This is a genomic window from Microbulbifer mixtoriginis (SeqCode) (assembly GCF_052467945.1).
The window spans coordinates 4,012,781-4,037,200 of sequence record NZ_CP174328.1; the positions used below are offsets into that span (position 1 = coordinate 4,012,781).

Annotated in this window: 22 protein-coding genes; 6 read left to right on the forward strand and 16 right to left on the reverse strand. The window is 52.5% G+C overall.

The genetic code is table 11. The annotated features are described in order from the left end of the window. Positions 1-259: 259 nt before the first annotated feature. A complete protein-coding gene (locus tag ACJJIJ_RS17380) occupies positions 260-2,614 on the forward strand; it encodes a Tex family protein (protein ID WP_252083812.1) in 2,355 nt (784 codons plus the stop codon). A 91-nt stretch (positions 2,615-2,705) separates the two neighbouring features. On the opposite strand, the gene ACJJIJ_RS17385 is transcribed toward ACJJIJ_RS17380, so the two are convergent. From ACJJIJ_RS17385 to ACJJIJ_RS17405, 5 genes are all read right to left on the reverse strand, one after another. Continuing rightward, positions 2,706-3,371, reverse strand: coding sequence for an RluA family pseudouridine synthase (locus ACJJIJ_RS17385; RefSeq protein ID WP_444938010.1), 666 nt, complete (start codon positions 3,369-3,371; stop codon positions 2,706-2,708). 69 nt (positions 3,372-3,440) lie between these two features. Next, complete coding sequence (gene metF, locus ACJJIJ_RS17390; protein ID WP_444889067.1) at positions 3,441-4,280, reverse strand: methylenetetrahydrofolate reductase [NAD(P)H]; 840 nt, start codon at positions 4,278-4,280, stop codon at positions 3,441-3,443. A 61-nt stretch (positions 4,281-4,341) separates the two neighbouring features. Further along, positions 4,342-5,727, reverse strand: a complete 1,386-nt coding sequence (ahcY, locus tag ACJJIJ_RS17395; RefSeq protein ID WP_252083815.1) for an adenosylhomocysteinase — start codon at positions 5,725-5,727, stop codon at positions 4,342-4,344. 95 nt (positions 5,728-5,822) lie between these two features. Then, complete coding sequence (gene metK, locus ACJJIJ_RS17400) at positions 5,823-7,043, reverse strand: methionine adenosyltransferase (protein WP_252083816.1); 1,221 nt, start codon at positions 7,041-7,043, stop codon at positions 5,823-5,825. 69 nt (positions 7,044-7,112) lie between these two features. Continuing rightward, the gene (locus ACJJIJ_RS17405; RefSeq protein WP_444938011.1) at positions 7,113-8,090 is read right to left on the reverse strand and encodes a metalloregulator ArsR/SmtB family transcription factor; all 978 of its coding nucleotides are present in this window, start codon (positions 8,088-8,090) and stop codon (positions 7,113-7,115) included. A 234-nt stretch (positions 8,091-8,324) separates the two neighbouring features. Between ACJJIJ_RS17405 and tkt the strand changes: the two genes are divergently transcribed. Both tkt and gap read left to right on the forward strand, forming a co-directional pair. After that, the gene (gene tkt, locus ACJJIJ_RS17410) at positions 8,325-10,325 is read left to right on the forward strand and encodes a transketolase (protein ID WP_444938012.1); all 2,001 of its coding nucleotides are present in this window, start codon (positions 8,325-8,327) and stop codon (positions 10,323-10,325) included. A gap of 89 nt (positions 10,326-10,414) precedes the next feature. Beyond that, a complete protein-coding gene (gap, locus tag ACJJIJ_RS17415; RefSeq protein ID WP_444938013.1) occupies positions 10,415-11,440 on the forward strand; it encodes a type I glyceraldehyde-3-phosphate dehydrogenase in 1,026 nt (341 codons plus the stop codon). Positions 11,441-11,643: 203 nt separating this feature from the next. Here gap and ACJJIJ_RS17420 read toward each other — a convergent pair whose 3' ends face one another. Together ACJJIJ_RS17420 and ACJJIJ_RS17425 are read right to left on the reverse strand one after the other, a co-directional pair. Then, positions 11,644-13,641, reverse strand: a complete 1,998-nt coding sequence (locus ACJJIJ_RS17420) for a hypothetical protein (protein WP_444938014.1) — start codon at positions 13,639-13,641, stop codon at positions 11,644-11,646. Between the two features lie 243 nt (positions 13,642-13,884). Beyond that, the gene (locus ACJJIJ_RS17425; protein WP_444938015.1) at positions 13,885-15,021 is read right to left on the reverse strand and encodes an aminopeptidase; all 1,137 of its coding nucleotides are present in this window, start codon (positions 15,019-15,021) and stop codon (positions 13,885-13,887) included. Between the two features lie 77 nt (positions 15,022-15,098). On the opposite strand from ACJJIJ_RS17425, the gene ACJJIJ_RS17430 reads away from it, so the two are divergent. Further along, positions 15,099-15,332 carry a hypothetical protein gene (locus tag ACJJIJ_RS17430; RefSeq protein ID WP_152455765.1) on the forward strand — a complete coding sequence of 78 codons (234 nt, stop codon included), beginning with the start codon at positions 15,099-15,101 and terminating at the stop codon, positions 15,330-15,332. Positions 15,333-15,602: 270 nt separating this feature from the next. Further along, complete coding sequence (locus ACJJIJ_RS17435) at positions 15,603-15,797, forward strand: DUF3149 domain-containing protein (RefSeq protein ID WP_252083824.1); 195 nt, start codon at positions 15,603-15,605, stop codon at positions 15,795-15,797. A 383-nt stretch (positions 15,798-16,180) separates the two neighbouring features. Here ACJJIJ_RS17435 and tatC read toward each other — a convergent pair whose 3' ends face one another. The 8 genes from tatC to ubiE all read right to left on the reverse strand — a co-directional run bounded on the left by tatC (position 16,181) and on the right by ubiE (position 21,747). Next, a complete protein-coding gene (gene tatC / locus ACJJIJ_RS17440) occupies positions 16,181-16,936 on the reverse strand; it encodes a twin-arginine translocase subunit TatC (RefSeq protein ID WP_252083825.1) in 756 nt (251 codons plus the stop codon). Continuing rightward, positions 16,933-17,481 carry a Sec-independent protein translocase protein TatB gene (gene tatB / locus ACJJIJ_RS17445; protein WP_252083826.1) on the reverse strand — a complete coding sequence of 183 codons (549 nt, stop codon included), beginning with the start codon at positions 17,479-17,481 and terminating at the stop codon, positions 16,933-16,935. The genes tatC and tatB overlap by 4 nt, the downstream gene beginning before the upstream one ends. A gap of 29 nt (positions 17,482-17,510) precedes the next feature. Further along, positions 17,511-17,774, reverse strand: coding sequence for a twin-arginine translocase TatA/TatE family subunit (gene tatA, locus ACJJIJ_RS17450; protein WP_252083828.1), 264 nt, complete (start codon positions 17,772-17,774; stop codon positions 17,511-17,513). A gap of 111 nt (positions 17,775-17,885) precedes the next feature. Beyond that, complete coding sequence (locus ACJJIJ_RS17455) at positions 17,886-18,224, reverse strand: phosphoribosyl-ATP diphosphatase (protein ID WP_252083830.1); 339 nt, start codon at positions 18,222-18,224, stop codon at positions 17,886-17,888. Between the two features lie 8 nt (positions 18,225-18,232). Further along, positions 18,233-18,646, reverse strand: coding sequence for a phosphoribosyl-AMP cyclohydrolase (gene hisI, locus ACJJIJ_RS17460; RefSeq protein ID WP_252083831.1), 414 nt, complete (start codon positions 18,644-18,646; stop codon positions 18,233-18,235). 55 nt (positions 18,647-18,701) lie between these two features. Continuing rightward, positions 18,702-20,312, reverse strand: coding sequence for a ubiquinone biosynthesis regulatory protein kinase UbiB (ubiB, locus tag ACJJIJ_RS17465; protein ID WP_444923879.1), 1,611 nt, complete (start codon positions 20,310-20,312; stop codon positions 18,702-18,704). A 2-nt stretch (positions 20,313-20,314) separates the two neighbouring features. Next, positions 20,315-20,944, reverse strand: coding sequence for a ubiquinone biosynthesis accessory factor UbiJ (locus tag ACJJIJ_RS17470; RefSeq protein ID WP_444938016.1), 630 nt, complete (start codon positions 20,942-20,944; stop codon positions 20,315-20,317). Between the two features lie 53 nt (positions 20,945-20,997). Then, entirely contained in the window at positions 20,998-21,747 is a 750-nt protein-coding gene (gene ubiE, locus ACJJIJ_RS17475; protein WP_252083834.1) for a bifunctional demethylmenaquinone methyltransferase/2-methoxy-6-polyprenyl-1,4-benzoquinol methylase UbiE, read from the reverse strand. A gap of 138 nt (positions 21,748-21,885) precedes the next feature. Between ubiE and ACJJIJ_RS17480 the strand changes: the two genes are divergently transcribed. After that, positions 21,886-22,698 (forward strand): CHAD domain-containing protein, encoded by an 813-nt coding sequence (locus ACJJIJ_RS17480; protein ID WP_444938017.1) that lies wholly within the window; start codon positions 21,886-21,888, stop codon positions 22,696-22,698. Between the two features lie 86 nt (positions 22,699-22,784). Here the strand turns inward: ACJJIJ_RS17480 and ACJJIJ_RS17485 are convergent, their stop codons facing one another. Continuing rightward, the gene (locus tag ACJJIJ_RS17485; RefSeq protein ID WP_444938018.1) at positions 22,785-24,416 is read right to left on the reverse strand and encodes an alkaline phosphatase; all 1,632 of its coding nucleotides are present in this window, start codon (positions 24,414-24,416) and stop codon (positions 22,785-22,787) included. Positions 24,417-24,420: the final 4 nt, after the last annotated feature.

A 24,420-nucleotide genomic window follows, 5' to 3' on the forward strand; every position in this document is an offset into this window, starting at 1 on the left:
ACTGGTCAAATTTTAATTAGCGCGCATTCTACTGGAGTTCGACGCAGATAAGAGTCGATTCGGATGCAGGTCGCCGCAGGAGTTTGTGCTTTATCGCAAACCTTCCTCGCTAGCCCCTGGTAACGCATAATGCCCGCCCCAATTTACCGTTGCAGGAGAGACAACGGGCCGCGCAAAGCCAAGGAAACCGATAGGCTATTTCCCGGTCAAACGCCGCTCCTTAAGGTACGAACCCCCGGAAAACGGATATAGACATCAAATGCTGGATATCAACGCTCGCATCGCAGAAGAACTCAACGTACGCTCCCAACAGGTAACTGCCGCAGTATCCCTGCTGGACGAAGGCGCCACGGTGCCCTTTATTGCCCGCTACCGGAAAGAAGTAACGGGAGCTTTAGACGACACCCAACTGCGCACACTGGAAGAGCGCCTGCGCTACCTGCGCGAACTGGAAGAGCGCCGCGCAGCCATCCTCAAGAGTATTGATGAACAGGGCAAACTCACCGCAGAATTAGCGCAGCAAATCAACGGTGCCGACACCAAGAACCGCCTCGAAGATCTCTACCTGCCCTACAAACCCAAACGTCGTACCAAAGGGCAGATCGCCATCGAAGCGGGCCTCGAACCTCTCGCCGACGCCCTGATTAACGATCCATCCCTCGATCCCGCCGCAGAAGCGCAGCAATACCTCAACACCGATCATGAAGACGCCTCCTTACAGGTAAAAGACATCAAGGCCGCCCTCGACGGGGCCAAATTTATCCTGATGGAACGCTTTGCCGAAGATGCCGAACTGCTGGGTAAACTGCGAGACTTCCTCAAGCGCGATGGCCAGGTTAAATCCAAGCTGCTCGACGGCAAAGAGGAAGAGGGAGCCAAATTCCGCGACTATTTCGAATACGCCGAGGACTGGTCCAAGGTGCCATCCCACCGCGCCCTGGCGATTTTCCGCGGCCGCAACGAGGGCATCCTCGCCATCAGTGTTGGATTACCAGAAGAGGAAGGTACTCCAGCCACCGCCAGCCATCCCTGTGAATCTATGATCGCTCGGCATTTCGATATCAGCGACGAAGGCCGCCCGGCGGACAAATGGCTCGGCGAAGTGGTGCGCTGGACCTGGCGTATCAAGCTGCTTACCGCGTTGGAAACTGACCTGTTGGGTGAGCTGCGCGAGAAAGCGGAAGAGGAAGCCATCAAGGTCTTCTCCCGCAATCTCAAAGATCTGCTGTTAGCCGCACCTGCCGGACACAAGGCCACTATCGGCCTGGACCCGGGACTGCGTACCGGTGTGAAAGTTGCAGTGGTAGATGCCACCGGCAAAATACTGGACCACACCGCCATCTTCCCCAATCCGCCGCAAAACCGTCATCAGGAATCCGCCGCGGTTATTGCCGCCCTGTGTAATAAATACAATGTAGGCTTGATCGCGATCGGCAACGGCACAGCCAGTCGCGAGACCGATAAATTTGTCGGTGAGACCATTAAGCAATACAAATTAAATGCGCAAAAGGTGGTGGTAAACGAGGCAGGCGCCTCCGTGTACTCCGCTTCCGAATTCGCCGCGCGGGAATTTCCCGATCTGGATGTCACCATCCGTGGCGCCATCTCTATTGCCCGTCGCCTGCAAGACCCGCTGGCTGAGCTGGTAAAAATCGAGCCTAAATCCATTGGTGTCGGCCAGTATCAGCATGACGTTTCACAGACTCAGCTGGCGCGTTCCCTCGACGCTGTAGTAGAGGACTGTGTAAACGGTGTCGGTGCCGAATTGAACTCTGCCTCAGCGCCACTGTTGGCCAAGGTTTCCGGCCTGACTGCCTCCATCGCCAGCAATATCGTCAGCTACCGCGATCAACACGGCGCCTTTAAAAACCGCAAACAGCTGATGGAAGTACCGCGCCTGGGGCCCAAAGCCTTTGAGCAAGCCGCCGGCTTCCTGCGAATTAATAACGGTGAAAACCCGCTGGATAAATCCGGGGTACACCCCGAATCCTATATCGTGGTGAAACGCATCGCCGAGAAAAACGACCGCGAGATCAACAGCCTGATCGGCGACTCCGCCTTCCTGCGCCGCCTCAACCCGGCAGATTACACCGATGAAAAATTCGGTGTGCCCACCGTTACCGATATCATCGCCGAGCTGGAAAAACCCGGCCGCGACCCACGCCCTGAATTCCGTACTGCGCGCTTCGAAGAGGGCGTTGAGGAAATCAAAGACCTGCGCCCGGCCATGGTGTTGGAAGGCACTGTTACCAACGTCACCAACTTCGGTGCGTTTGTGGATATCGGCGTGCACCAGGACGGACTGGTCCATATCTCCGCGCTTTCAGAAAAGTTCGTGAAAGATCCCCACGAGGTGGTTAAAGCCGGCGATATCGTCAAAGTGAAAGTGATGGAAGTGGATGTCGCACGCAAGCGCATCGGTCTTTCCATGCGCCTATCCGACGAGCCCGGCGAGCAGGGCAGCGGCGGTATCAACAAAGGCGACCAGCGTGAAAACCGCCAGGCCCAGCGCTATAACAAGCAGCAGGGCAATCGGCAGCAAAAGGGCAGCCAAGGGAATAGCCGTGGCAGCATGGGCGATCTGTTAATGGCGGCAATGAAGAATAAAAAATAATACGGCGGACCAACAAAAAAAGGGCGATCACCAGATCGCCTTTTTTTATTTAATGAAAAATCAAAGCCGGTTGTAAAACTAGCATTAACGATTATTCAGCTGAGAAAGCCTCTGGTAATTCACTGGTAATACTCAGGCGCTCTTGCGTCTCCGGATGCACAAATTCCAAAGCACTGGCATGCAATAATAATCTCGGGGCCGCAGCTAGGGCTTCTGAGTGTGCATAGAATGGATCACCCAATATCGGGTGTCCGATCGCCTGCATATGCACCCGCAGCTGATGGGAACGGCCTGTAACCGGCAAGAGGCGCAGTAAGCTGCTGTCTGCTGTACTAGATATTTTTTCCCAACGCGTGAGAGAGGGCTTACCCACCTCATGATCCACTTTTTGTTTTGGCCTGTTTGGCCAGTCACAAATCAGAGGCAGATCCACCTCACCTGAGTCTGCAGTAGGTATCCCCCACACTCTGGCAATATAGGTTTTATCGACCTTGCGATTTTGAAAGAGTGTGCTGAGTTTGCGGTGAACTTCCGGGCTCCGCGCCATTACCAACAGGCCCGAAGTATCCATATCCAGGCGGTGCACTATCAGTGCTTCCGGGTATTTTTTTTGTACCCTGCTTGCCAGACTATCTTTATGGGCCGGGTCTCTGCCAGGCACACTGAGGAGACCGCTGGGTTTATTTAAAATTAGAAAGGAGGAATCCTGATAAATGACCGATGAAAAAGGCTCGGTTGGTGGGCAATATTTACGCATTATTTAACTCTTACAACCTGCTAAATACTAATGCCCACACCCGGTGGCACTATAAAATATCAAGGAGGACTAGCGAGCCTCAAGGCCCAGGTCCTTTAAAATACTCTCTGAGGCACCAATCTGATTCATCGTATAAAAATGCAATCCTGGTGCGCCCCCCTCCAATAAGGTTTCACACAGGTCGGTAACTACTTCGAGACCCAGCTTACGGATATCATCGGGGTCGCGATAACTTTCCATACGTTTTTTCAGCCAGCGCGGAATCTCTGCGCCGCAGTTACGCGAAAAACGCACTAAATTATCGAAGTTAATAATTGGCATAATCCCCGGATAGATCGGTGCATCGATACCGGCTTTCTCACACTGATCTATGAAATAAAAATATGAATCCGGGTTATAGAAGTATTGAGTCAGGGCGCTATTCGCTCCCGCCTCAAACTTTCCTTTTAAATAGCGTATATCATCATCATAACTGTTGGACTCCGGATGAATTTCCGGATAGGCGGCAACTTCCAGGTGGAAATGATCGTCAGTATGGCGGCGAATAAAAGCCACCAACTCATTCGCGTAGACCAGTTGCGCCACCGCACCCATTCCAGAGGGCATATCCCCGCGCAGGGCCACAATACGATTTACACCGGCCTCTTTATATATATCTAATAATCCGAGAATGATCTCTTCATTGTCTCCACCAAATGACAGGTGCGGCGCGATGGAAATACCATCTTTGCGCATATTGGTAACAATATTGGCGGTAGTTTCACGTGTGGTACCACCGGCACCATAGGTAACTGAAAAGAATTCGGGATTAAACGCCTGTAAAGCCTCGCGGGTTTTATACAGCTTAACGCGGCCTTCGGGGGTTTTGGGTGGGAAAAATTCGAAACTGATGCGAATGGGATTTTTCATTATATTTTCCAGGCCCTCCGAAATTCAGATGCCGGCACAGCCGGCATCTTTTATGAGGGTATTAATATTTATAGCTTTCGGGCTTATATGGACCGTCGACAGAAACACCAATGTATTTGGCCTGCTCCTCGGTCATACGGGTAATTACTCCATCAAAACCTTCCACCATATAGCGCGCGACTTCCTCATCGAGGTGCTTGGGCAGTACCTTGACATAGAGTGCAGACACTTTTTGATCGGAGGCCAAGTCGGCAAACTTCTCTTCAAACAGGTGAATTTGCGCGAGAACCTGGTTGGCAAATGACCCATCCATAATACGGCTGGGGTGACCAGTGGCGTTGCCCAGGTTTACCAAACGGCCTTCGGACAACAACAGCAGGTGATCATTGGTTTCGCTATTGCGCACTATTTTATGCACCTGGGGCTTCACTTCTTGCCATTCCCAGTTCTCACGCATAAAGGCGGTATCGATTTCATTATCGAAGTGGCCAATATTGGAAACTACAGCGCCGCTCTTCAGTGCCGCCAGCATATGCTTATCGCAGACATTGGCATTGCCGGTGGTGGTGACAATCAGGTCAGTATTGGCCAGCAGCTCTTTATTAATGCCTTCGGCGGTGCCGGTGTTAATACCATTAATGTAGGGAGAAACCAGCTCGAAACCATCCATACAGGCCTGCATGGCACAGATGGGATCCACTTCAGAAACCTTTACGATCATACCTTCCTGGCGCAGCGAAGCGGCGGAGCCTTTACCCACATCACCGTAACCGATAACCAGCGCTTTCTTACCCGCCAGCAGGTGATCAGTGGCGCGCTTGATTGCATCGTTCAGGCTGTGACGACAACCGTATTTGTTGTCATTTTTGCTCTTGGTTACGGCGTCGTTGACGTTGATCGCCGGAACTCTAAGGGTGCCTTCACGCAACATGTCCTGCAGGCGATGTACGCCGGTGGTGGTTTCTTCACTAATACCGTGGCAATTGTTCAGGACGGCGGGGTATTTACGGTGCAGCAGTTCGGTGAGGTCACCACCGTCGTCGAGAATCATATTCGGCTGCCAGCCGGCAACATCGGCACCCACGGTACGCTCTAAACACCACTCGTACTCTTCCTCGGTTTCACCCTTCCAGGCAAACACAGGAATTCCGCGTGCGGCGATAGCGGCAGCAGCGTGGTCCTGAGTGGAGAAAATATTACAGGAAGACCAGCGCACTTCAGCACCCAGGGCAACCAGGGTTTCAATCAGTACTGCGGTCTGAATGGTCATATGGATACAGCCCATAATACGCGCACCGGCGAGAGGCTGTTCCGCGCGGTATTTCTCCCGCAGGGTCATCAGCGCCGGCATTTCACCTTCGGCAATTTCGATTTCACGGCGGCCCCACTCGGCCAGTGAAATATCCGCGATCTTAAAATCTTTAAATTCAGTGCTCATTTGATTCATTCTTTTGAGTTCCAGTAATGTTCTTTTCACTCACTGAGGCGCCGCAGCGCCTCCTGATAGTGACTCACGCTATGGAGCCGCGTTTATCCAGTAGATTACAGACCCGCCTGCGCACGCAGCGCATCGACTTTATCAGTCTTCTCCCAAGGGAAGGCGGTGAAAGTTTCACTGCGCGCTTGGCCGTTGCCATCCACCCAGTTATAGGTGTGGGTAAAGGGATCGCGACCAAAGTGGCCGTAGGCTGCAGTCAGCTGATACATGGGGTGCAGCAGATCGAGGGATTTTGAAATGGCATAGGGGCGCAGATCGAAATTCTCGCGCACCAGCTCCACCAGTTTCTCTTCGGAAACCACGCCTGTGCCAAAGGTATTGATGGCAACCGAGGTAGGCTCGGCAACGCCGATGGCATAGGAGACCTGAATTTCACAGCGCTTGGCCAGGCCTGCGGCGACAATATTCTTGGCCACATAGCGACCGGCATAGGCCGCAGAGCGGTCCACTTTGGACGGGTCCTTACCGGAGAAGGCACCGCCGCCATGGCGCGCAGAACCGCCGTAGGTATCCACGATAATTTTGCGCCCGGTCAGGCCACAGTCACCGACGGGGCCGCCAATCACAAAATTACCGGTGGGGTTAATATGGAATTTGGTGTCCTTGTGTAGCCACTCTGTCGGCAGGGTGTGGTGTACGATCAGCTCCATCACCGCATCGCGCAGGTCGGCCTGGCTCACATCGGGATTGTGCTGGGTGGAGAGCACCACCGCATCGATAGCGCAGGGACGGCCCTGGTCGTCGTAGCGGAAAGTAAGCTGGCTCTTGGCATCCGGGCGCAACCAGGGCAGCAGGCCGGACTTACGCGCCTCAGCCTGACGCTCTACCAAGCGGTGGGAATAATAGATAGGCGCCGGCATAAAAGTCGGTGTTTCATTGGTGGCGTAGCCAAACATCAGGCCCTGGTCGCCAGCACCCTGATCTTCCGGCTTGGCGCGGTCGACACCCTGGGCAATATCCAGAGATTGCTTGCCGATAACGTTGATCACACCACAGGTTTCCCCGTCGTAACCCACATCGGAGGAGGTGTAGCCGATATCGGTAATCACCTTGCGCACCAATTCCTCCAGGTCAACCCAGGCGGAGGTGGAGATTTCCCCGGCAATAACCGCGATACCGGTCTTTACCAGAGTTTCACAGGCAACACGCGCCTGCTTGTCACGAGCCAACAGAGCATCCAATACCGCGTCGGAAATCTGGTCGGCGATTTTATCCGGGTGCCCTTCAGACACGGATTCCGAGGTAAACAGTTTGTATTCACTCATGTGAGAGTCTCCATGTGTTCCGCCGCGGGCGGTTAGCAAAATTCTGGGCCTGACAATCGACTGCAGTTGTCAGGGTTTTACAAATTCTCTGATCTGAATCTGAAAGCCATTGCGCAGGGCACTGTAGACACTGCGGCCGTCCCTTAAACCGGCAGTTTGTGCCCACTGGCTCAGCTGTTCGGGGGCAAATCCCAGCCATAGATCACCGCAGGCTTCCCGCGCCCAGTCCTGACCGTGCTCCTGTAGCTCTGCCACCAGTAACTGACCACCACTTTTCAGCGCGCCTTGTAAGTCCTGGAAAATCTGTGCGGGGTCGGGGGTGTGGTGCAATACCATATTCACCACAATGCTGTCCGCACTGGCTGGGCGTGCCGCTGCAGCACGGGTGTCACCACAGACAAATTCGATATTGGCCAGGCCCTGCTCATCGGCGAATGCCTGGGCACGCTCCAACATAGCCGAGGACAGATCCAGCGCAGTGACTGTGGCAAAACGCAGGGATAACTCCTGTAGGAACTCCCCCTCGCCGGGCCCCACCTCCAGGGCATGGCGGCCAGAGTTGAGCAGCTGTGCCACCTGCGGTCCATACACGCTGTAACTGGCGATCAACTCCTGCTGCTCGCGAAAACGATTGCCGTAGTCCGCAAAGAAGCGACGCGAGGCTTCGGCGCGCTCCTCCGAGATACGCGCCACCGATTGAGCCCGCGCGTCTGATAGCGGCAACTGGTCCAGGTTGGCGAACAGCTGAGCGAGCAGCGGTGTGCTGCCTGTGCGCCGGTAAAAGAGGTTGTTACCCTCGCGGCGCTTGCTCACCAACCCCGCTTGGGCAAGCACCTTTAGGTGGTGACTCAGGGCCGGTTGGCGCAGATCAAAAATTCGGCAGAGTTCCAGCACGCTGTATGAGTCCTGGCTAAGCAGGCGCAAAATCTCCAGGCGCAGGGGATCCCCCGCAGCTTTTAGGGTCGCCGCCAGTTGGGGAATTTCCGCGCCGGTGCCGGATTGAGAAATGGGCTGGATTTCAGACATGCGGATGAGTCTATCAGGCACACCATCCTATATCAAAGAACTTTGATATAGCTTTATAAAATTATTTTGATGTAGGTGCTTATGGCCACCATCTGCACATAAGCCAGGGCAATTGTTGCTTCACTTAATAGCAATTTCCCTCCGCAAGCCTTTGCGTGAGACGCACCTTTACGGGAAAATACGCCCCCATTTTGTCGCTGCGGGAAGCGCCTGTAGAGCACCCCGCGGCCATCCGAAAATCAGAGAGTTCTTCCTATGTCTTCTACTCCCTCTCGCACAGACAAGGCCAATGCTATTCGCGCCCTGTCTATGGACGCCGTCCAGAAAGCCAACAGCGGCCACCCCGGTGCGCCTATGGGTATGGCGGATATCGCCGAAGTGCTGTGGAATGACTACCTGAAGCACAATCCAGCCAACCCCGAGTGGGCCGACCGCGACCGCTTTGTGCTCTCCAACGGCCACGGCTCCATGCTGCTGTACTCGCTGCTGCACCTGTCCGGTTACGACCTGCCGATCGAAGAGCTGAAAAATTTCCGCCAGATGCATTCCAAAACCCCGGGCCACCCGGAGTACGGTTATGCGCCAGGCGTAGAAACCACTACCGGCCCTCTCGGCCAGGGTATTACCAATGCCGTTGGTATGGCATTGGCTGAAAAAGTATTGGCAGCACAGTTCAACCGTCCGGGTTACGAGCTGGTCGACCACCACACCTATGTATTTATGGGTGACGGCTGTTTGATGGAAGGTGTTTCCCACGAGGCCTGCTCCCTGGCCGGCACCCTGGGCCTGGGCAAACTAATCGCCTTTTATGACGACAACGGCATTTCCATCGACGGAGAAGTAGAAGGCTGGTTTACCGACGACACGCCCAAGCGCTTTGAATCCTATGGCTGGCACGTAATCCCCAATGTGGATGGCCACGACGCCACCGCCATTAAAGCCGCCATCGAAGAGGCCCGCGCGAACAGCGATAAGCCAACCATTATTTGTTGTAAAACCGTGATCGGCTTCGGCTCCCCCAACAAGCAGGGCCGCGAAGAATGCCATGGCGCACCTCTGGGTGACGATGAAATCTCCCTGGTACGCGAAACCCTCGGCTGGGCCCACGCCCCCTTCGAAATCCCCGCGGAGATCTATGCCGACTGGGACGCCAAACCCAAGGGTGAAGCCCAGGAAGACGAGTGGAAAGACATTTTCGCCGACTACCGCGAAGAGTTCCCCGAGCTGGCTGCCGAATTCGAGCGCCGTATGCGCGGCGAACTGCCCGCAGACTTTTTTGCAAAGGCCGATGACTATATTCAGCAGTGCCAGGACGATGCGCAGAAAATCGCCTCGCGCAAGGCGAGCCAGAATGCACTGAACGCCTACGGTCCGCTGCTGCCTGAATTCCTCGGTGGTTCCGCCGACCTGGCTGGCTCCAACCTCACCATCTGGTCCGGCTCCAAGGGCGTCAGTGCCGAAGATGCCTCCGGCAACTACGTCTACTACGGCGTGCGTGAGTTCGGCATGAGCGCCATGATGAACGGCATCGCCCTGCACGGCGGTTTCGTCCCCTATGGCGCCACTTTCCTGATGTTTATGGAATACGCCCGCAACGCCGTGCGCATGGCCGCACTGATGAAGCAGCGCGTGATCTTTGTCTACACCCACGACTCCATTGGCCTTGGTGAAGATGGACCCACTCATCAGCCGGTTGAGCAGCTGAGTGCTTTGCGCTCTACCCCCAATCTACACACCTGGCGCCCCTGCGATGCCACCGAATCCGCAGTGAGCTGGAAAATGGCTATCGCACGTAAAAATGGCCCCAGCACCCTGGTGTTCAGCCGTCAGGGCCTGGCGCCGCAACCGCGCAATGCCGCACAGCTGGCCCAGGTAGAGAAGGGCGGCTATGTACTGTCCGACTGCGACGGCACCCCGGAAGCGATCATTATCGCCACCGGCTCTGAGGTGGAGCTGGCCATGGCCGCCCAAGAAAAGCTCGCGGGCAAGAAGGTGCGTGTGGTCTCCATGCCCTGCGCCGAAGCCTTTATGGAGCAGGACGAGTCCTACCGCGAATCGGTACTACCCTCCGCCGTGCGCGCACGCGTGGCCGTAGAGGCCAGCCACCAGGATTACTGGTATAAGTTCGTCGGCTTTGACGGCGCCATTATCGGCATGAGCAGCTTCGGTGAGTCCGCCCCCGGCGGCGAGCTGATGCACCACTTCGGTTTCACCGTGGAAAATGTGGTGGAAACCGTCGAGAAAGTGCTGAACTAATTTCAGCACTCTAGCCGGGCGCCCCTTGCACACAATATCGCGAGGGGCGTCTCGGCTACGCCTTCAATTCCTATCCGGCATGTACCGCTATGACCACCCGACTCGCCATTAATGGCTATGGCCGTATCGGCCGCTCCGTTCTGCGCGCTCTGTACGAATCCGGCGCCCGCGATACCCTACAGATTGTCGCCATCAACGAGCTGGCAGACTGCGCTACCATCGGCCACCTTACCAAGTACGATTCGGTACACGGTCGCTTCGCCGGTGATGTCTCAGTGAAATATGACACACTAACAGTTAATGGCGATTCCATCGCAGTTACGCATTTCGAGCGTTTGGAAGACCTGAATTGGCGCGAAGAAAATGTCGATATTGTGCTGGAATGCACCGGTAGTTTTAAAGAGCGGCGCTGTGCCGAACTGCACCTGGCCGCAGGGGCAAAAAAAATTTTATTCTCCCAGCCCGCCAGCCGCGATGTGGATGCCACCATTGTTTATGGGGTTAACGATCACACCCTGAACGGCAATGAAACTATTATTTCTGCCGCCTCCTGCACCACCAATTGCAGCGTGCCGGTAATCGCAGCGCTCGACAAGGCGTTTGGTATAGAAGCGGGCGTGCTGACCACCATCCACTCCGCCATGAACGATCAGCCGGTAAGCGATGCCTATCACCACACCGATTTAAGAAAAACACGCTCCGCCGTTACCTCAATTATTCCCGTCGACACCGCACTCGCCCGCGGCATCGAGCGCATATTGCCGCACTTATTTGGAAAGTTCGAAGCCCAGGCTATGCGCGTACCCACTGTTAATGTCTCCGCTATTGATCTATCGGTTCAATTACAAAAAGACGTAAGTCAAAGTGAGATCAACGCTTTACTAAAATCCGCAGCTGCGACCGAGTTTAAAGGCGTACTCGGCTTCACCGAAGAACCCCTCGCCTCCTGCGACTTTAATCACGACCCGCGCTCGGGAATTATTGATGCCAGTCAGACACGGGTTGCCGGCGGAAAATTAGTAAAGATATTGATTTGGTTTGATAATGAGTGGGGGTTTGCGAATCGGATGTTGGATGTGGCCAGAGAATTAACCCAAAAGAATACCTCCCATTAAAGCTAAACAAGCCATTTACTTCTAGCAGTAAAATACCGATTTTGCGTTAATAGGAAAATCGACACCTAATAAATATCAGTTCCAAGTATAGAGCTCATCAACTTAGCATGCTCAGGATAAGGACAAGAAAGGCGGTAAATCCTTACCGCCCTATAAGCCAATTGCAAAAATACAGTTCTTCTATTTGATTATGGAACTCTAATTTATTGGTCGACAGGCAATGGTACGGGCCTTTCACTAACTTTATACATGAATGAATTATATATATGCCCACCAACGAATATTTTATTCGTTAAATCAGATAAACCAGGAATTTCATCACGTCTTTCATTTGAGAAAAATTTCAACTCCTTTCTAATCCAGAACAACTGCTCCTCTTCTGATACCTGAGAAAGGTTCCACTCTCGCTCACTACCAAGTGAGCAATCTGCATTGGATTGGGGATCCCAGTCACTAGGCATACAGCTGTCGCCATTCATTCTCCGGTAAAATCTAATAATCAAATTTCCATCATCAGATAGCTTCCAAAGCCCCGAATAAATATCAAGTTCATCACTAACTAACTCTCCATCAGAATCCCAATCAAAAATAGTTATTCTTTTTACTGTACCGTCAGAATTCACCTCAAACCAAGAGTAATCTAATGGTTGAGCAAAGTACGAGCTAAATTTATAAATACCCTCTACTGTATTCTCTTTCCATGAATCCAGATCTTTAGCTAGTACAGTATCAAAATCTATTAGTCGTCCTTTCTCTGACTCTTCTAGAACAAACGTTAAATTTTTTCCCTTATACATATAGTCTAGAAAAACATATGTGAATTTACTTCCTGCAGAGGTATCTATAATGATTTTTTTATCGTCTTCCAAGCGCCAAACCCCAGACATATTAGTGCTTGTCTTTCTTCCATCTCCCTCCACACCAGGAATAGATATATTGACCGTCCCACCAGTTTCAAACTCTCCCCTAAAGCTCATACCAAGAACTCTAACTGAAAGCCTGGGAGAAACCCCATCTACGGGATTTATGACTTCTCCAAGCATAGCTGGTGTCGGCATACTATATTCTTGTTCCAACTTAACTGACTCAGAAACTTTTATTATGCTTAAGGAGCGAATCGCAGTTTCTGCGTAAATATTGCTCTTTATCTCTGGATCAAGAATAATAGAATCAGGACTGACATCATATTCTTCAACTTGCAGAATAACTGATGAAATAGCATCACTGTCCATCATCCACACAAGATCGTTGATTACGATATGGCTTTCTACGGAGTAGGTTCCAAAAAAACTAACGTGCCTTATCAAATCTGCATCTTTAAACGTAATTCCATTATCATTTTTTGACCATGTAAAACTAGTATTATCAACTTCTCCATTAATTTCACCGGTTCCATCTGGTCGTAGAGTAAGCCTCACCTTCAAATATGGTAGATAATAGGTATCTACTATTTGCAAATTACTATTAGATAAATAGCCAAATAATTTTATATTCTCAATTAGACTTGACTGTGCCTTATCGAACAAATCAGCAAGCCTTTCTTTTGCATTATATACAGAAATAGATACTGCGGATTTATTGGCTGCTAACTCATATATATCACGATAAGCATTAGGGATAGAAAGACCGGAATCTTCCATTAAACTTTCATTACTACTATATAAACTAATGAAAGCAGCTATATCAAAAACTACGGAAGCATCAAGACCCCTTAAGGATAAAGTTAACTCTGAGTCTGACTTTATCTCCCCTGCATTTATGCTTTTTAGATGCGCGGAAAAAGCTGTAGAAATACTGGTAATATTTACCTCATTCTTTTCCTCCTGCACTAAGACTCCGTCTTCACCAGATTTCTCTAGCAAAGTTCTTACAGAGCCAAGTAGACTCACAAGTCTTATACTACTTTCGGCAGGAAAAATGGCTTCAGCTCTTACAAAGCTATCAATCTGAGATTCAGGGATATCTATATCGATAGAGTAATTCCCTAACGCATCTACCTCTCCATAAAATTCAGTATCAGCTACCTGTAACCTCACCTCAGCATGGGTAAAGCTCGTAGTTTCCACATATCCTTCAATCGTCAAGCTAACCGTTTTCTCGGGTAGCTCATTATTCTTGTCTTTATCATCGCTGCTACAAGCTGATAGAAGTAATAAGCAACCAATTATTAAAAAATTGGATAAGAATTTAGGGTACATCATTCTACTCATTCATACTGGATGGAATTCTGAGGGACGGGACTATAAAGAAACAAGCAGAGCCAGGCCAGAAAAATTAAGAGATGAAATTTTGAAATTACACTAACTAGCTGTCACACAATGCAAATAAATGCCTGAACATGACTTGTTGATAGTAATAGGATCAAGTTTAATCATTCTTATGGTTTGAAAAAATCTCCGGTAAAATCCTTTATCAAGAAAGGGTCGTCTACGACGATTTTTATATTAATCACGTAAAATGCATCTCATTTCATCTAGCCCTTCTTGCTTAATCTCTGAGTTTGACCGGCGATATTCATCCCCCAACTGGCGTAAACGTTCTTCGCGATTAACCTTACTTAAATCCCCCAACCTTTGCGCAGCATTATAAAAAGCCTCCCAGCTACCACTATCCAAATAAAGCTGCTTAAAGGCCGGCACTTGGGATTCATATTCGGCGGCTAGAGCCAGGGTGGCATTGTTGGTTTTTTCTATATAGTTTTGATAGCGCGCAGGATTGGGCCAGTTTCCAGATAGCTTTCTATAGCATTGACGTAATCGGGATAAAACCCGGGCTTTTTGTTCGCGCTTTAAATCATCTGGCTGTGAAGATTGATAGACTGTTTGTAATTGGCTGCGTGCGGCTGCCATCAATTGACGCACAGACAAGGTTTCTGCGCGGGCTTGAGCTGCGGAGCTGACCAGGCCCTGACTGCTGAGCCAGCCGGGTAGGGCAATTTCTGAGACGGCGGTGGCAAAGCTCTCGTTGAACTGGGTATCACCGGAGATATAAACCCTTCTATGGGCCAGCTCATGAAATAAAAGACCGGCTAGGCGTTCCTGAGGCCAATTAACAAAACTGGATAATATTGGGTCGTTAAACCAACCGAGGGTGCTGTAAGCGGGCACCGCGCCCAAATATACATCATAGCCCTGTCCGCGCAGTTGATTCGCTTTTGCCTCTGCCGCAGACTTGCGAAAATAACCTCGGTAGCTGGCGCAGCCGGCGATAGGGTAACACCAGCGCTTAGGCTCAAGGGAAAACTCCGGCGCTGCCAGGACATTCCAAATCGGGTAGGTGTCATCTAACTGTACATAAGCGTTATAGGCATCACCTACCGGCAGTTGCAAAACTTCAGCTGCATAGGCACGAATCTGCAATACCAGTTGTAGCTGCTGTTGTAATTGCTCACTGGTACCCGGTTCATTAATGACTTTTTCTATCGGCTGACGCCCAGACAAAATACGCCACTGGCCGGCAGCTGCTTGGGCGTAATAACCGACGGTTTCACAGCCCGCCAAATACAGTGGGATGATAAGCAGCCATAAGCGCAAATTAAGCCATTTTTTTGGCAGGCCCGTGATAAGCAATCTGCTATACACTTCCTTTCCTATTGTCATTTTAATGTGATCTGGCCAGGGCCTTTTCTTCCCCTTCAATAGCCTCTAAGGGTTATAGCATGATGCCAGTTAGCGCGGTTCTGACAGTATTTGCCCTGGCTTTCGCCGCCATTGCATGGCTGCGATTAGTGAAAGTGTGCTTTGACGACAGCACTATAGCTGGATTCCTCGCTCTTTTTATACCTCCCTTGGCACTCATGCTGCTTCTCCCTCGCTGGCGCCAGGAGCAGGAGTTATATCTACTATGGGGCGCAGCACTTGCCTGCCTGCTATTAAGTTTTGTGCTGCACTGATGAAAAAACTCCCTATGCTCTAAAGTGCATATATGAACCTAGCTAACTCTATCAAGTAAAATACTGGTCAGTCGCAGTACTGCACCTTCTCCTTTAGGAAAAGTAGCCCCCTAAGAACACCTGCACTTGGTATCAGCTTATATACGCCCAGCTAAAGACCTCCGATCCTTCTCTTCTCCAGTAACTCAAGCCCAGTTGATTTAGGTCAAGAGGTTTGTAGCACTACTCCATACACTGCATAACTGAAGCATTGGCGTACTGGAGAGAAAGATGGATGCCTTAATTGATCTATTTACCAGCTTTTCCGGCTTGCTCAGTCTGGCCGTAATCGGGTTTATATTCCTGATGGCATTCTATTTTTATCGACTGGTTAGCAACAATGTGGAAAAAGCAGTAGCGGAGCAGGAAAAGAAAGAGCGCGCTGCAGCCACCCGTGTCAATAAAACGGCGGCTGCATCTCGCTAATACCTGGGGTCTCAGGGTAGTACCATTGCCGCAAGTTTTTTGCGGCGCAGGCGGTTATTTTAAGAAACAGGAGTTTCGGATCTTAATCGCTAATTTCCTCAGCTGACCGTTTGGTTTTTGTTGCGATGGGGGCTTGCCAGTAGTGGCGCAAAAACCAATATCGTTCGGCTTTTTATTGCATGGAACGCAGACTGTCTATCCACAACCAGCTCTGTTTGAGAGCACGGCGTTGGATTTTGGTTAGGGCAGGTAAAACAACAGGGCGACTGCCCCGGCTGCGAAAGCAGTCGGGGCATTTTATTGCGCAAGCAAAATGTTGATTTGAAAAACTACTTCGAGCCGTTTAACTGATGGCGGAAATGTAATTTTTAAAAATCCGCAAATCAAGACTGCTCGGCTTGCTCTTTCGACCGGCGCGATGTAATCCAGCGACCAAACAAGATTCCCACCTCAAACAGCAACCACATGGGTACGGCCAGTAGGGATTGGGAGATAACATCCGGTGGGGTGAGCAACATACCGATTAGGAAGCAGCCCACAATCACATAGGGACGTTTACTCCCCAGGGTTTTGGCATCCACTGCGCCACTCCAAATCAATAACACCGTGGCGATAGGGATCTCGAAAGCGAAGCCGAAGGCAAAAAATAACTTCAATACCAAATCCAGATAGCTGCGCATATCCGGCATAACTTTGATATCTGCGTGGGCCGAGCCAACAAAGAAATCAAATAAAATAGGAAACACTACAAAATAGGCAAAGGCCACACCGGCGTAAAACAAAAATACGCTGGTGACCAAGATTGGAATCGCAATACGTTTTTCATTTTTATAAAGACCGGGAGCTATAAAAGCCCAGGCCTGATAGAGCACAAAGGGAATGGCGATGAAAAACGATACAATAAAGGTGGTCTTAAATGGCGTAAGAAAGGTGGAGGTCACCTCTGTGGCAATCATGCCTGCATCGCCGACCAAACGTTCCTGTAGCGGATTGGCAATAAAGTTGTAGATATCCGAGGCAAAGGGTACCAGGCAGGCGAACAAAACCACTACAACCAGTAAAGTGCGCAGCAGCCGATCCCGCAGCTCGATCAAGTGATCGATAAAGGGCTGATGGCTGTCTTGTGATTGATCGCTCATGGTTGCTTGTCTTTTTCCTGTTGCGATTCTTTTTCTAGGTCTTTAGGCGTATTTTCCGGGTGCTCCGGATTCAGTTCGGGATCACCTAAATCGTGCCAGTGCTCCGGGTATTCCGGGTCCTGCAACTCTTCAACGGTTTCATCCTGCTCCGGTAAATAGTCTTCTTTTTCCGCGCGCGGATGTTCGGGCTCCTGGGGCACTTTGGCTGGAGCTTTTTCCTTAGGTTTGGCCGACTCGCTGGGCTGTGGCTCCTCCTGCTGCTGCAGGGATTCATTCACCTCGCGGTTAGCCTCACTAAAGGTACGCTCCATTTCCCGGCGACTCTCTTCGATCTCCTTGAGGATGCGCTCATTGTGCAGTTCTCGGCGGATATCGTCGGCACCGACTTCCCGTTCCAGTTCCTCACGCGCACCTTGCAAGGTTCGCTTCAGGCCAGACCACCAGCGCGCTGTCGTGCGGATGGCATCGGGCAGGCGCTCCGGGCCCACCACAAGCAGTGCCACTACCGCGACCAGTAGTAGTTCAAAAAAGCCAATATCAAACACGGGGCATTACTCGCGTTAACAGTGCCGAATTATTTGTCCTGGGACTGCTTGTCTTTTTCTTTCGAGGTGCTGCCCTGTTGCGGCTTTTCTTCCTCATCGTGCTGAAGACGCTCAGGGTCTTTGTCTTTATCTTTGTCCTCATCCTTATCATCGTCCTTCACCGCTTTGCGGAAGCCTTTCAGTGCACCGCCCAGATCACCACCGAGGTTTTTCAAGCGCTTGGTTCCGAAAAGCAGCAGGACAATGACCAAGATAATCAACAGCTGCCAGATGCTAATTCCACCGAATCCCATAATTGTCTCCATGTCATTTAATACGGCAGCCGATTTGCATTGCCATTGGCCACCATGGGTAAAACCACAACTTATCAGAGGACTGTTACGCCAGTCCTTCCAACTGAATTCTTATCCCTCTTTACTGCGGGATGCCTTTTCCTCCAGGCCAGAGAGCCCAAAGCGCCGACCCAGTTCACGCACTACATCCTGGGAGTCCGCTCCCAGGTGCGAAAGCATCACTAATGAGTGAAACCAGAGATCCGCCGTCTCGGCGATCATATCCCGGTTGTCGCCACTGGCCTGCGCATCTTTGGCGGCGAGAATTGTTTCGGTGGCTTCTTCGCCCACCTTTTCCAGTATTTTGTTGAGCCCCTTCCTATGCAGGCTAGCCACATAGGATTTATCGGCATCCTCTGCGCACTTGCGGCTCTCTAGTACCGCATCGAGTTGTTGCAGCAGATCACTCATTTCCGGGCTCACTTGTAGATGGCTTTGGGGTCTTGCAATACCGGTTGGCTAACGCGCCATTCACCGTCCTGCAAGAGGTTGTAAAAACAGCTGCTACGGCCCGTATGGCAAGCAATTCCGCCCTCTTGCTCAACCATTAACAGCACGGTGTCACCGTCACAGTCGAGGCGAATCTCGCGTATTTTCTGTAGGAAGCCGGATGACTCCCCTTTGCGCCACAGGCCCTTGCGCGAACGCGACCAGTAGACCGCATAGCCCTCGCTAGCGGTCAGTGCCAGAGACTCGCGATTCATCCACGCCATCATCAGCACGCGACCGCTTTTAAAATCCTGGGCAATGGCGGGTACCAGGCCATCGCTGTTCCAGCTGACCTGATCAATAAAGCCGCTTGTTGGCACAGCTTGAGTCAATGTCTCTTCCATCAGAATTCCAAGTGTAGGCCGGCGCGACGCCGGCAAAATACTGCCGCCAGTGTCATTAGGGCCAGAGCAGTAAAATCAGGGCTGCGATGCCCAATACCCAACCAGAGGGTGGCAACTGCTCCAGCCACTGCGGCCGGCTTAAGGCCAGGGCGCCTACAGCGAGCAGCACACCGCCGAGCCGACGCAAATACTGCCAGCGCCCACGGCGCTGACTGCTCGCCAGTTTTTCACCGATATTTTCCAGTTGTGGCGCCAATTCCCGCGACTGCTCAAGGGCTGAATAGACCAATTGCGGCATCTGTGGAAACTTCTCCAGCCACTCGGGACCGTAGCGCTTGATCTCGCCCACCAGTGTTTTGGGGTGGATGCGTTCACGCATCCAACGCTCCAAAAATGGATGAGCAGTCTTCCACAGATCCAATTCCGGATAAAGCTGGCGTCCCAAACCCTCTATATTCAACAGGGTCTTCTGCAATAACACCAATTGTGGCTGCACCGCCATATCGAAGCGTCGCGCAGTCTGGAACAGGCTGATCAATACCCGCGCAAAGGAAATCTCCCCCAGCGGTTTCTCAAAAATCGGCTCGCACACGGCGCGAATTGCCGCCTCGAAGGCATTCACAGGGGTATCCGCACGAACCCAGCCACTCTGTACGTGCAGCTCCGCCACCATGCGGTAATCGCGCCGGAACATGGCGAGCAGGTTGCGCGCCAGGTAGTACTGATCTTCTCGCGACAAGCTGCCGACAATGGCAGTGTCGATGGCAATATACTGCGGGCGCTGCGGGTGTTCCCGGGAGACAAAAATATTGCCCGGGTGCATATCCGCGTGGAAAAAGTTGTATTCAAAAACCTGCTTAAAGAAGATCTCCACGCCGCGCTCGGCCAACAGCGGCATATTGGTATCCTGCTCGCGCAGCTGCGCTAAATCAGTGACAGGAATACCATTGATACGCTCCAGCACCAGCACGTTTTCGCGGGTGTAATCCCAGTAAACTTGGGGGATATATAGCAGTGGGGAATCAGTGAAATTACGCCGCAACTGGGTGCCGTTGGCCGCCTCGCGGGTTAAATCCAACTCGCCCTCGATGGTATGACGGTAGTCTTCCACCACTTCCACCGGGCGCAGACGCCGGCCCTCTGGCACGAAGCGTTCGATAGCCCGGGCAATCACCCGCAACAGGCGCAAATCTTCCTGAATCACTTCGCCGATGCCCGGGCGCAACACCTTGACCACGACTGACTCGCCGCTGTTAAGCACGGCGGCGTGAACCTGTGCCACCGAAGCTGCCGCTAAGGGCTCGTGCTCAAAGCTGGCAAAGACTTCATCGACACTAGCGCCAAGGGCTTCCTCAATCAGTGCGCGACACTGATCACTGGGGAAGGGCGGTACTTTGTCCTGTAGGTAGTCGAGCTGCTCAACCACATCCGGCGGCAACAAATCCGGGCGGGTGGAGAGCAGCTGACCGAATTTAACGAAGATCGGTCCCAGCTCTTCCAGGGCGCGGCGCAGTCGCTCGCCGCGCTCCATCTTTGGTTGCGGCAACAGTTTGAGTGGAGCCAGTAATCCGCGCAGCCACAGGGGGCGGCGTTCGGCCGGTAATAACAGATCTAAGCGATGGCGCAGGAAAACCCGCGCGATGGTAACAGTACGGGATATAGGCAAGACTACTCGGCCCCCCCGCGGGAAAACTGTTCCTGCAGCAGGCGCACCCGCGCCTCCAGGCGCTCGGTGGCCAGGGACAACTCGGCGAGGTCATCCGCGAAAGCTTCAAATTGTGCCTGTGGTGGCGTCAACTGCCATTCCTCACTGATCGTCTCTGCGGCCGCAACCGGCGCGCGACTAAGGCTGGCACTTAACCAGCTACTAGCACTGCGCAGCACATTGCCGATGGAGTGGGCGGGAATATCGCCAAACACTTGCGCAAGTGGTGCCTCCCAATCGATATCCAGATCGCTCATGATCCACTGCAACTCGGCCAGTAGAGCACTAGAGCCGCTGATAGAGACACCCAGTGCCGCAGGCGTGGCATCGGGGTCCTTTAGTAATCGCACCAGGGAAATAGCCGAGCCACTGATGGTGGTCGTTACATCTCCCTCCCAGTGCTGGCGCACGCACACCTGATCGCCCTTAATACATAGGCAGCATTGCAACTTTGGAGCCGTCAGGTCGAGCGCCATGGTTTTGCCGTCCAACTCCTGCAGGCGTGCTCGGGTCGCGGGATCGTATTGCAAGGCAGTATTAATAGCGGTTTCCAGCGCGGCGTCAAAACCCGCGCGATAGGTGGGATCGCTCATGGTGGTTATTGGCCTCGTGCCATCACTTGGGGGTCAATCACGACGGGCACCTCTCAGGGCTTGATACCACGGTGCAACGCCACAATGCCACCGGTCATATTGTGAAATTCACAATCGACAAATCCAGCATCCACCATCATCTGCTTGAGCGTTTCCTGATCCGGGTGCATACGGATGCTCTCCGCCAGATAGCGGTAACTCTCCGCGTCGTTGGCCACCAATTTCCCCATAAATGGCAGCAGGCGGAACGAGTAGTGATCGTAGACTTTTTCCAGCAGTTTCGATTCCGGCTTGGAGAACTCCAGTACCAGTAAGCGCCCACCGGGTTTCAGTACCCGCAACATGGAGCGCAGCGCCAAGTCTTTATCGGTGACATTGCGCAGACCAAAAGCGATGGTAATACAGTCGAAGGTGTTGTCCGGAAAGGGCAGGTACTGGGCGTCCGCCTGTACCGGCACTACGTTGCCGGCAATGCCACGATCGAGCAGGCGGTCGCGGCCGACCCTAAGCATCGATTCATTAATATCTGCCAACACCACCTGACCGCTGGCGCCCACAATACGCGAGAAACGCGCGGTGAGATCACCGGTGCCCCCGGCGATATCCAGAATTTTCTGTCCCGGCCGCGCACCGGACAATTCGATGGTGAAACGCTTCCAGAGGCGGTGAATACCCCCGGACATCAAGTCGTTCATTACGTCGTAACGCGCCGCCACTGAGTGGAACACTTCCGCCACACGACCGGCCTTTTCCTCCACCGGGACCTCTTGGTAGCCGAAGTGGGTGGTCTTGCGATCCTTCATGCTGTGCTGCCTGCTGAGCCAAATTCAGTGCGCCATTGTACATCGACCAAGCCGGCGGAACAGTGCCCATGATTCGCCCAGTGGCAACTCACTAAAATTAAATCACACGAGAGAAAATACTGAGTCCAGGGCCAATTCATGGATTACCGACTCGACAGCGACATGCCCGCTGCACTGAGTCTGCGCACTGCGGCTCACGCAGAAATACGCGCCGCCTGTGATAATGCCCGGCTTCTGCCAGGTGAACATGCCGTTCATGAGCTACGTAAACACTGCAAAAAACTGCGTGCTCTACTGCGACTGATTTTTCCGAAAGAAAATTCACTCCTCCAACTCGAGAACGATCGCTACCGGAAATTAGCGCGATCCCTATCTGCGGGCCGCGATCTTGTCTCCATTCGCACCGCGCTACTTACCCTAGCTCCCCCCAACCACTTTGAAAAAATGCATAGAGTGCTGCACCAATTACAGCGGTCGCTGCGAGATGAGGAGAGCCTTATTCGGGTCGAAGGGTTACTGCATGAGGCACAAAAGAGAATTGAGTGTTGGCCCCTGCAAAATATTGATTGGAGAGATATCGACGTAGGATATTTACGCGGCTACCAGCGCGCGCACAAAACCTGGCTAGAAACACGCGAAGGAGATAACGCCCATAAACTGCATCAATTGCGTAAAAGGGTAAAAGATCACTGGTACCACTGTCGCCTACTCAGAGAGAGGCACCCCCAATCTGTAGCGCTGCGCTGTGAACCGCTCAAACAACTCGCGCAATTACTAGGGGACTGGCGTGATCTATACCTACTGTGTCGCTTTGCCATCACGGTGGGAGAGCCATTAGGGGAAGAGTTAATCAAGCTATTGGAGATGGGGGACTGGCACAAGATGCGACTGCGCAGGAAAATAGAAGACGGTTGCGCCATTTTCTTTGCCCACAAAACACTTGTGATCTAAGTGATGCTGGCACAGAGGGCGCTGAAACTACTCACCAAAAAACTAAAAAGGCGCAGGAGGGTTTCCCGCGCCTTAAGCTCGCCAACTTATTTGGCGCTCTGCTCCAGCAGGCCGCCGGCGCGGGCCATCACATGGAACAGATAGTTCTGCTCATTGGTGCCGCTTACTAGGTGCGCACCGGGACCGCGGGCCCAGACCCCCACGTCTTCGCCGCCGTGGGTTTCTCCAGAAAGAGGAACAAGGACTTCCTGGTGGAAGCCGGGAGCGGTGGTGTCCACATCGGTAAGATCCTGACGCCCTTGAATAATGTCATGATCGTAACGGTCATCAGCATCGGTATTGTCGCCGTAATGTGCAAAACCGCGACCATTGGCATAGTTCAGCGTAGTGTAAGGCAAGCCGGTTTTATCCAGCTTGGGCATCTCTTCAGCCACACCGGTCTTGTCATTTTTAACTACCTTACCGAGGATTGGGTTGCCACGGGTAGTCCCACCGGCAATGGTCATCACGTGACTGTGGTCCGCGGTAACAACGATTAGAGTATCCTCGGCACTGGTGTTATCCAGGGCTACCTGCACCGCCTTGGCAAACTCTTCCGCATCGCTGAGAGCATTGTAGGCATTGTTGGCGTGGTGACCGTGGTCGATACGCCCGGACTCCACCATCAGGAAGTAACCCTTATCGTTTTGCTGGAGCATCTCGATGCCCTTGGCAGTCATCTCACTCAGGGAAGGCTCGCCGCCAACATCGTTGCCACGATCGGCCTCATAGCGCATATGAGAGGAGTTAAATAACGCCAATAGCTTATCGGTGTTAGTCACATCCAGCTGGTCAAACCCGGCTTTGTCTTCCATGTAGTACGCGGTGGTTACGCCATCGTTATAACGAGTTTTCCACGCTTCAATCAGATTGCGCCCATCGGTGCGCTTACCAGTCTTGCCTTCCGCATCGGTGAAGTCCGCTGGCAGGAAATTGCGGCGTCCGCCGCCCATTACCACGTCGATACCATCACCGGCCTCCAATTCAACCAGGTGGGTGGCGATATCGCGACAGCCGTCTGGAGCAGTGTATTCCCACTCGCGCTCGGGCACCTTGGCAAAGGTGGCTGCGGGTGTGGCGTGGGTGATACGCGCGGTGCTGATAATACCGGTGCTCTTACCCAGTTCCTCGGCCAGTTCCAGGGAGGTGGTCAGGGGGCGCTCGAGGCTGGCGGCGCAGTCACCGCGAGCGACATCTTCGGCCACACTCAGGATACCGGCCTTGGTTTTCACTCCGGTAACCAGAGCGGTCATGGTGCCAGCGGAATCCGGGGTCTGCTGGTTGGTGTTGTAAGTTTTTACCAAGCCGGCAAAGGGCATTTTTTCGAAGCTCAGCTGGTATTCCTCGCCGTCGAGGCCCAGTTTTTGGCCGGCGAAGATACGCGCGGCGGTGACGGTGGAGATACCCATGCCATCGCCTACAAACAAAATAATGTTTTTCGCGGCACCGGGCGTATTGTTGATCTTCTCTGCGCTCGCCGCAGCTACCGCTTTCTGGCCATCTTCGAACCAGCTGCTTTCACTTTGGGTTGAGGAAAGGCCTAAGTAATTCTGCTGCTGCGGTGTTTCAGTAGCATCCGGCACTTCGGCAACATTGTTGGAGCTGGAGTTATCATCGCTACAGGCACTGGCCAGTACGGCAACGGTAAAGGCCAGCAGGGTCTTTTTAAACTGTTTCATGGTC

Excerpts from the sequence above, each read along its gene's own strand:
- ACJJIJ_RS17380 (WP_252083812.1), top strand. The coding sequence starts at position 260 with ATGCTGGATATCAACGCTCGCATCGCAGAAGAACTCAACGTACGCTCC.
- ACJJIJ_RS17385 (WP_444938010.1), bottom strand. The coding sequence starts at position 3,371 with ATGCGTAAATATTGCCCACCAACCGAGCCTTTTTCATCGGTCATTTAT.
- metF (WP_444889067.1), bottom strand. The coding sequence starts at position 4,280 with ATGAAAAATCCCATTCGCATCAGTTTCGAATTTTTCCCACCCAAAACC.
- ahcY (WP_252083815.1), bottom strand. The coding sequence starts at position 5,727 with ATGAATCAAATGAGCACTGAATTTAAAGATTTTAAGATCGCGGATATT.
- metK (WP_252083816.1), bottom strand. The coding sequence starts at position 7,043 with ATGAGTGAATACAAACTGTTTACCTCGGAATCCGTGTCTGAAGGGCAC.
- tkt (WP_444938012.1), top strand. The coding sequence starts at position 8,325 with ATGTCTTCTACTCCCTCTCGCACAGACAAGGCCAATGCTATTCGCGCC.
- gap (WP_444938013.1), top strand. The coding sequence starts at position 10,415 with ATGACCACCCGACTCGCCATTAATGGCTATGGCCGTATCGGCCGCTCC.
- ACJJIJ_RS17420 (WP_444938014.1), bottom strand. The coding sequence starts at position 13,641 with ATGATGTACCCTAAATTCTTATCCAATTTTTTAATAATTGGTTGCTTA.
- ACJJIJ_RS17430 (WP_152455765.1), top strand. The coding sequence starts at position 15,099 with ATGATGCCAGTTAGCGCGGTTCTGACAGTATTTGCCCTGGCTTTCGCC.
- ACJJIJ_RS17435 (WP_252083824.1), top strand. The coding sequence starts at position 15,603 with ATGGATGCCTTAATTGATCTATTTACCAGCTTTTCCGGCTTGCTCAGT.
- tatC (WP_252083825.1), bottom strand. The coding sequence starts at position 16,936 with ATGAGCGATCAATCACAAGACAGCCATCAGCCCTTTATCGATCACTTG.
- tatA (WP_252083828.1), bottom strand. The coding sequence starts at position 17,774 with ATGGGATTCGGTGGAATTAGCATCTGGCAGCTGTTGATTATCTTGGTC.
- ACJJIJ_RS17455 (WP_252083830.1), bottom strand. The coding sequence starts at position 18,224 with ATGAGTGATCTGCTGCAACAACTCGATGCGGTACTAGAGAGCCGCAAG.
- hisI (WP_252083831.1), bottom strand. The coding sequence starts at position 18,646 with ATGGAAGAGACATTGACTCAAGCTGTGCCAACAAGCGGCTTTATTGAT.
- ACJJIJ_RS17470 (WP_444938016.1), bottom strand. The coding sequence starts at position 20,944 with ATGAGCGATCCCACCTATCGCGCGGGTTTTGACGCCGCGCTGGAAACC.
- ubiE (WP_252083834.1), bottom strand. The coding sequence starts at position 21,747 with ATGAAGGATCGCAAGACCACCCACTTCGGCTACCAAGAGGTCCCGGTG.
- ACJJIJ_RS17480 (WP_444938017.1), top strand. The coding sequence starts at position 21,886 with ATGGATTACCGACTCGACAGCGACATGCCCGCTGCACTGAGTCTGCGC.
- ACJJIJ_RS17485 (WP_444938018.1), bottom strand. The coding sequence starts at position 24,416 with ATGAAACAGTTTAAAAAGACCCTGCTGGCCTTTACCGTTGCCGTACTG.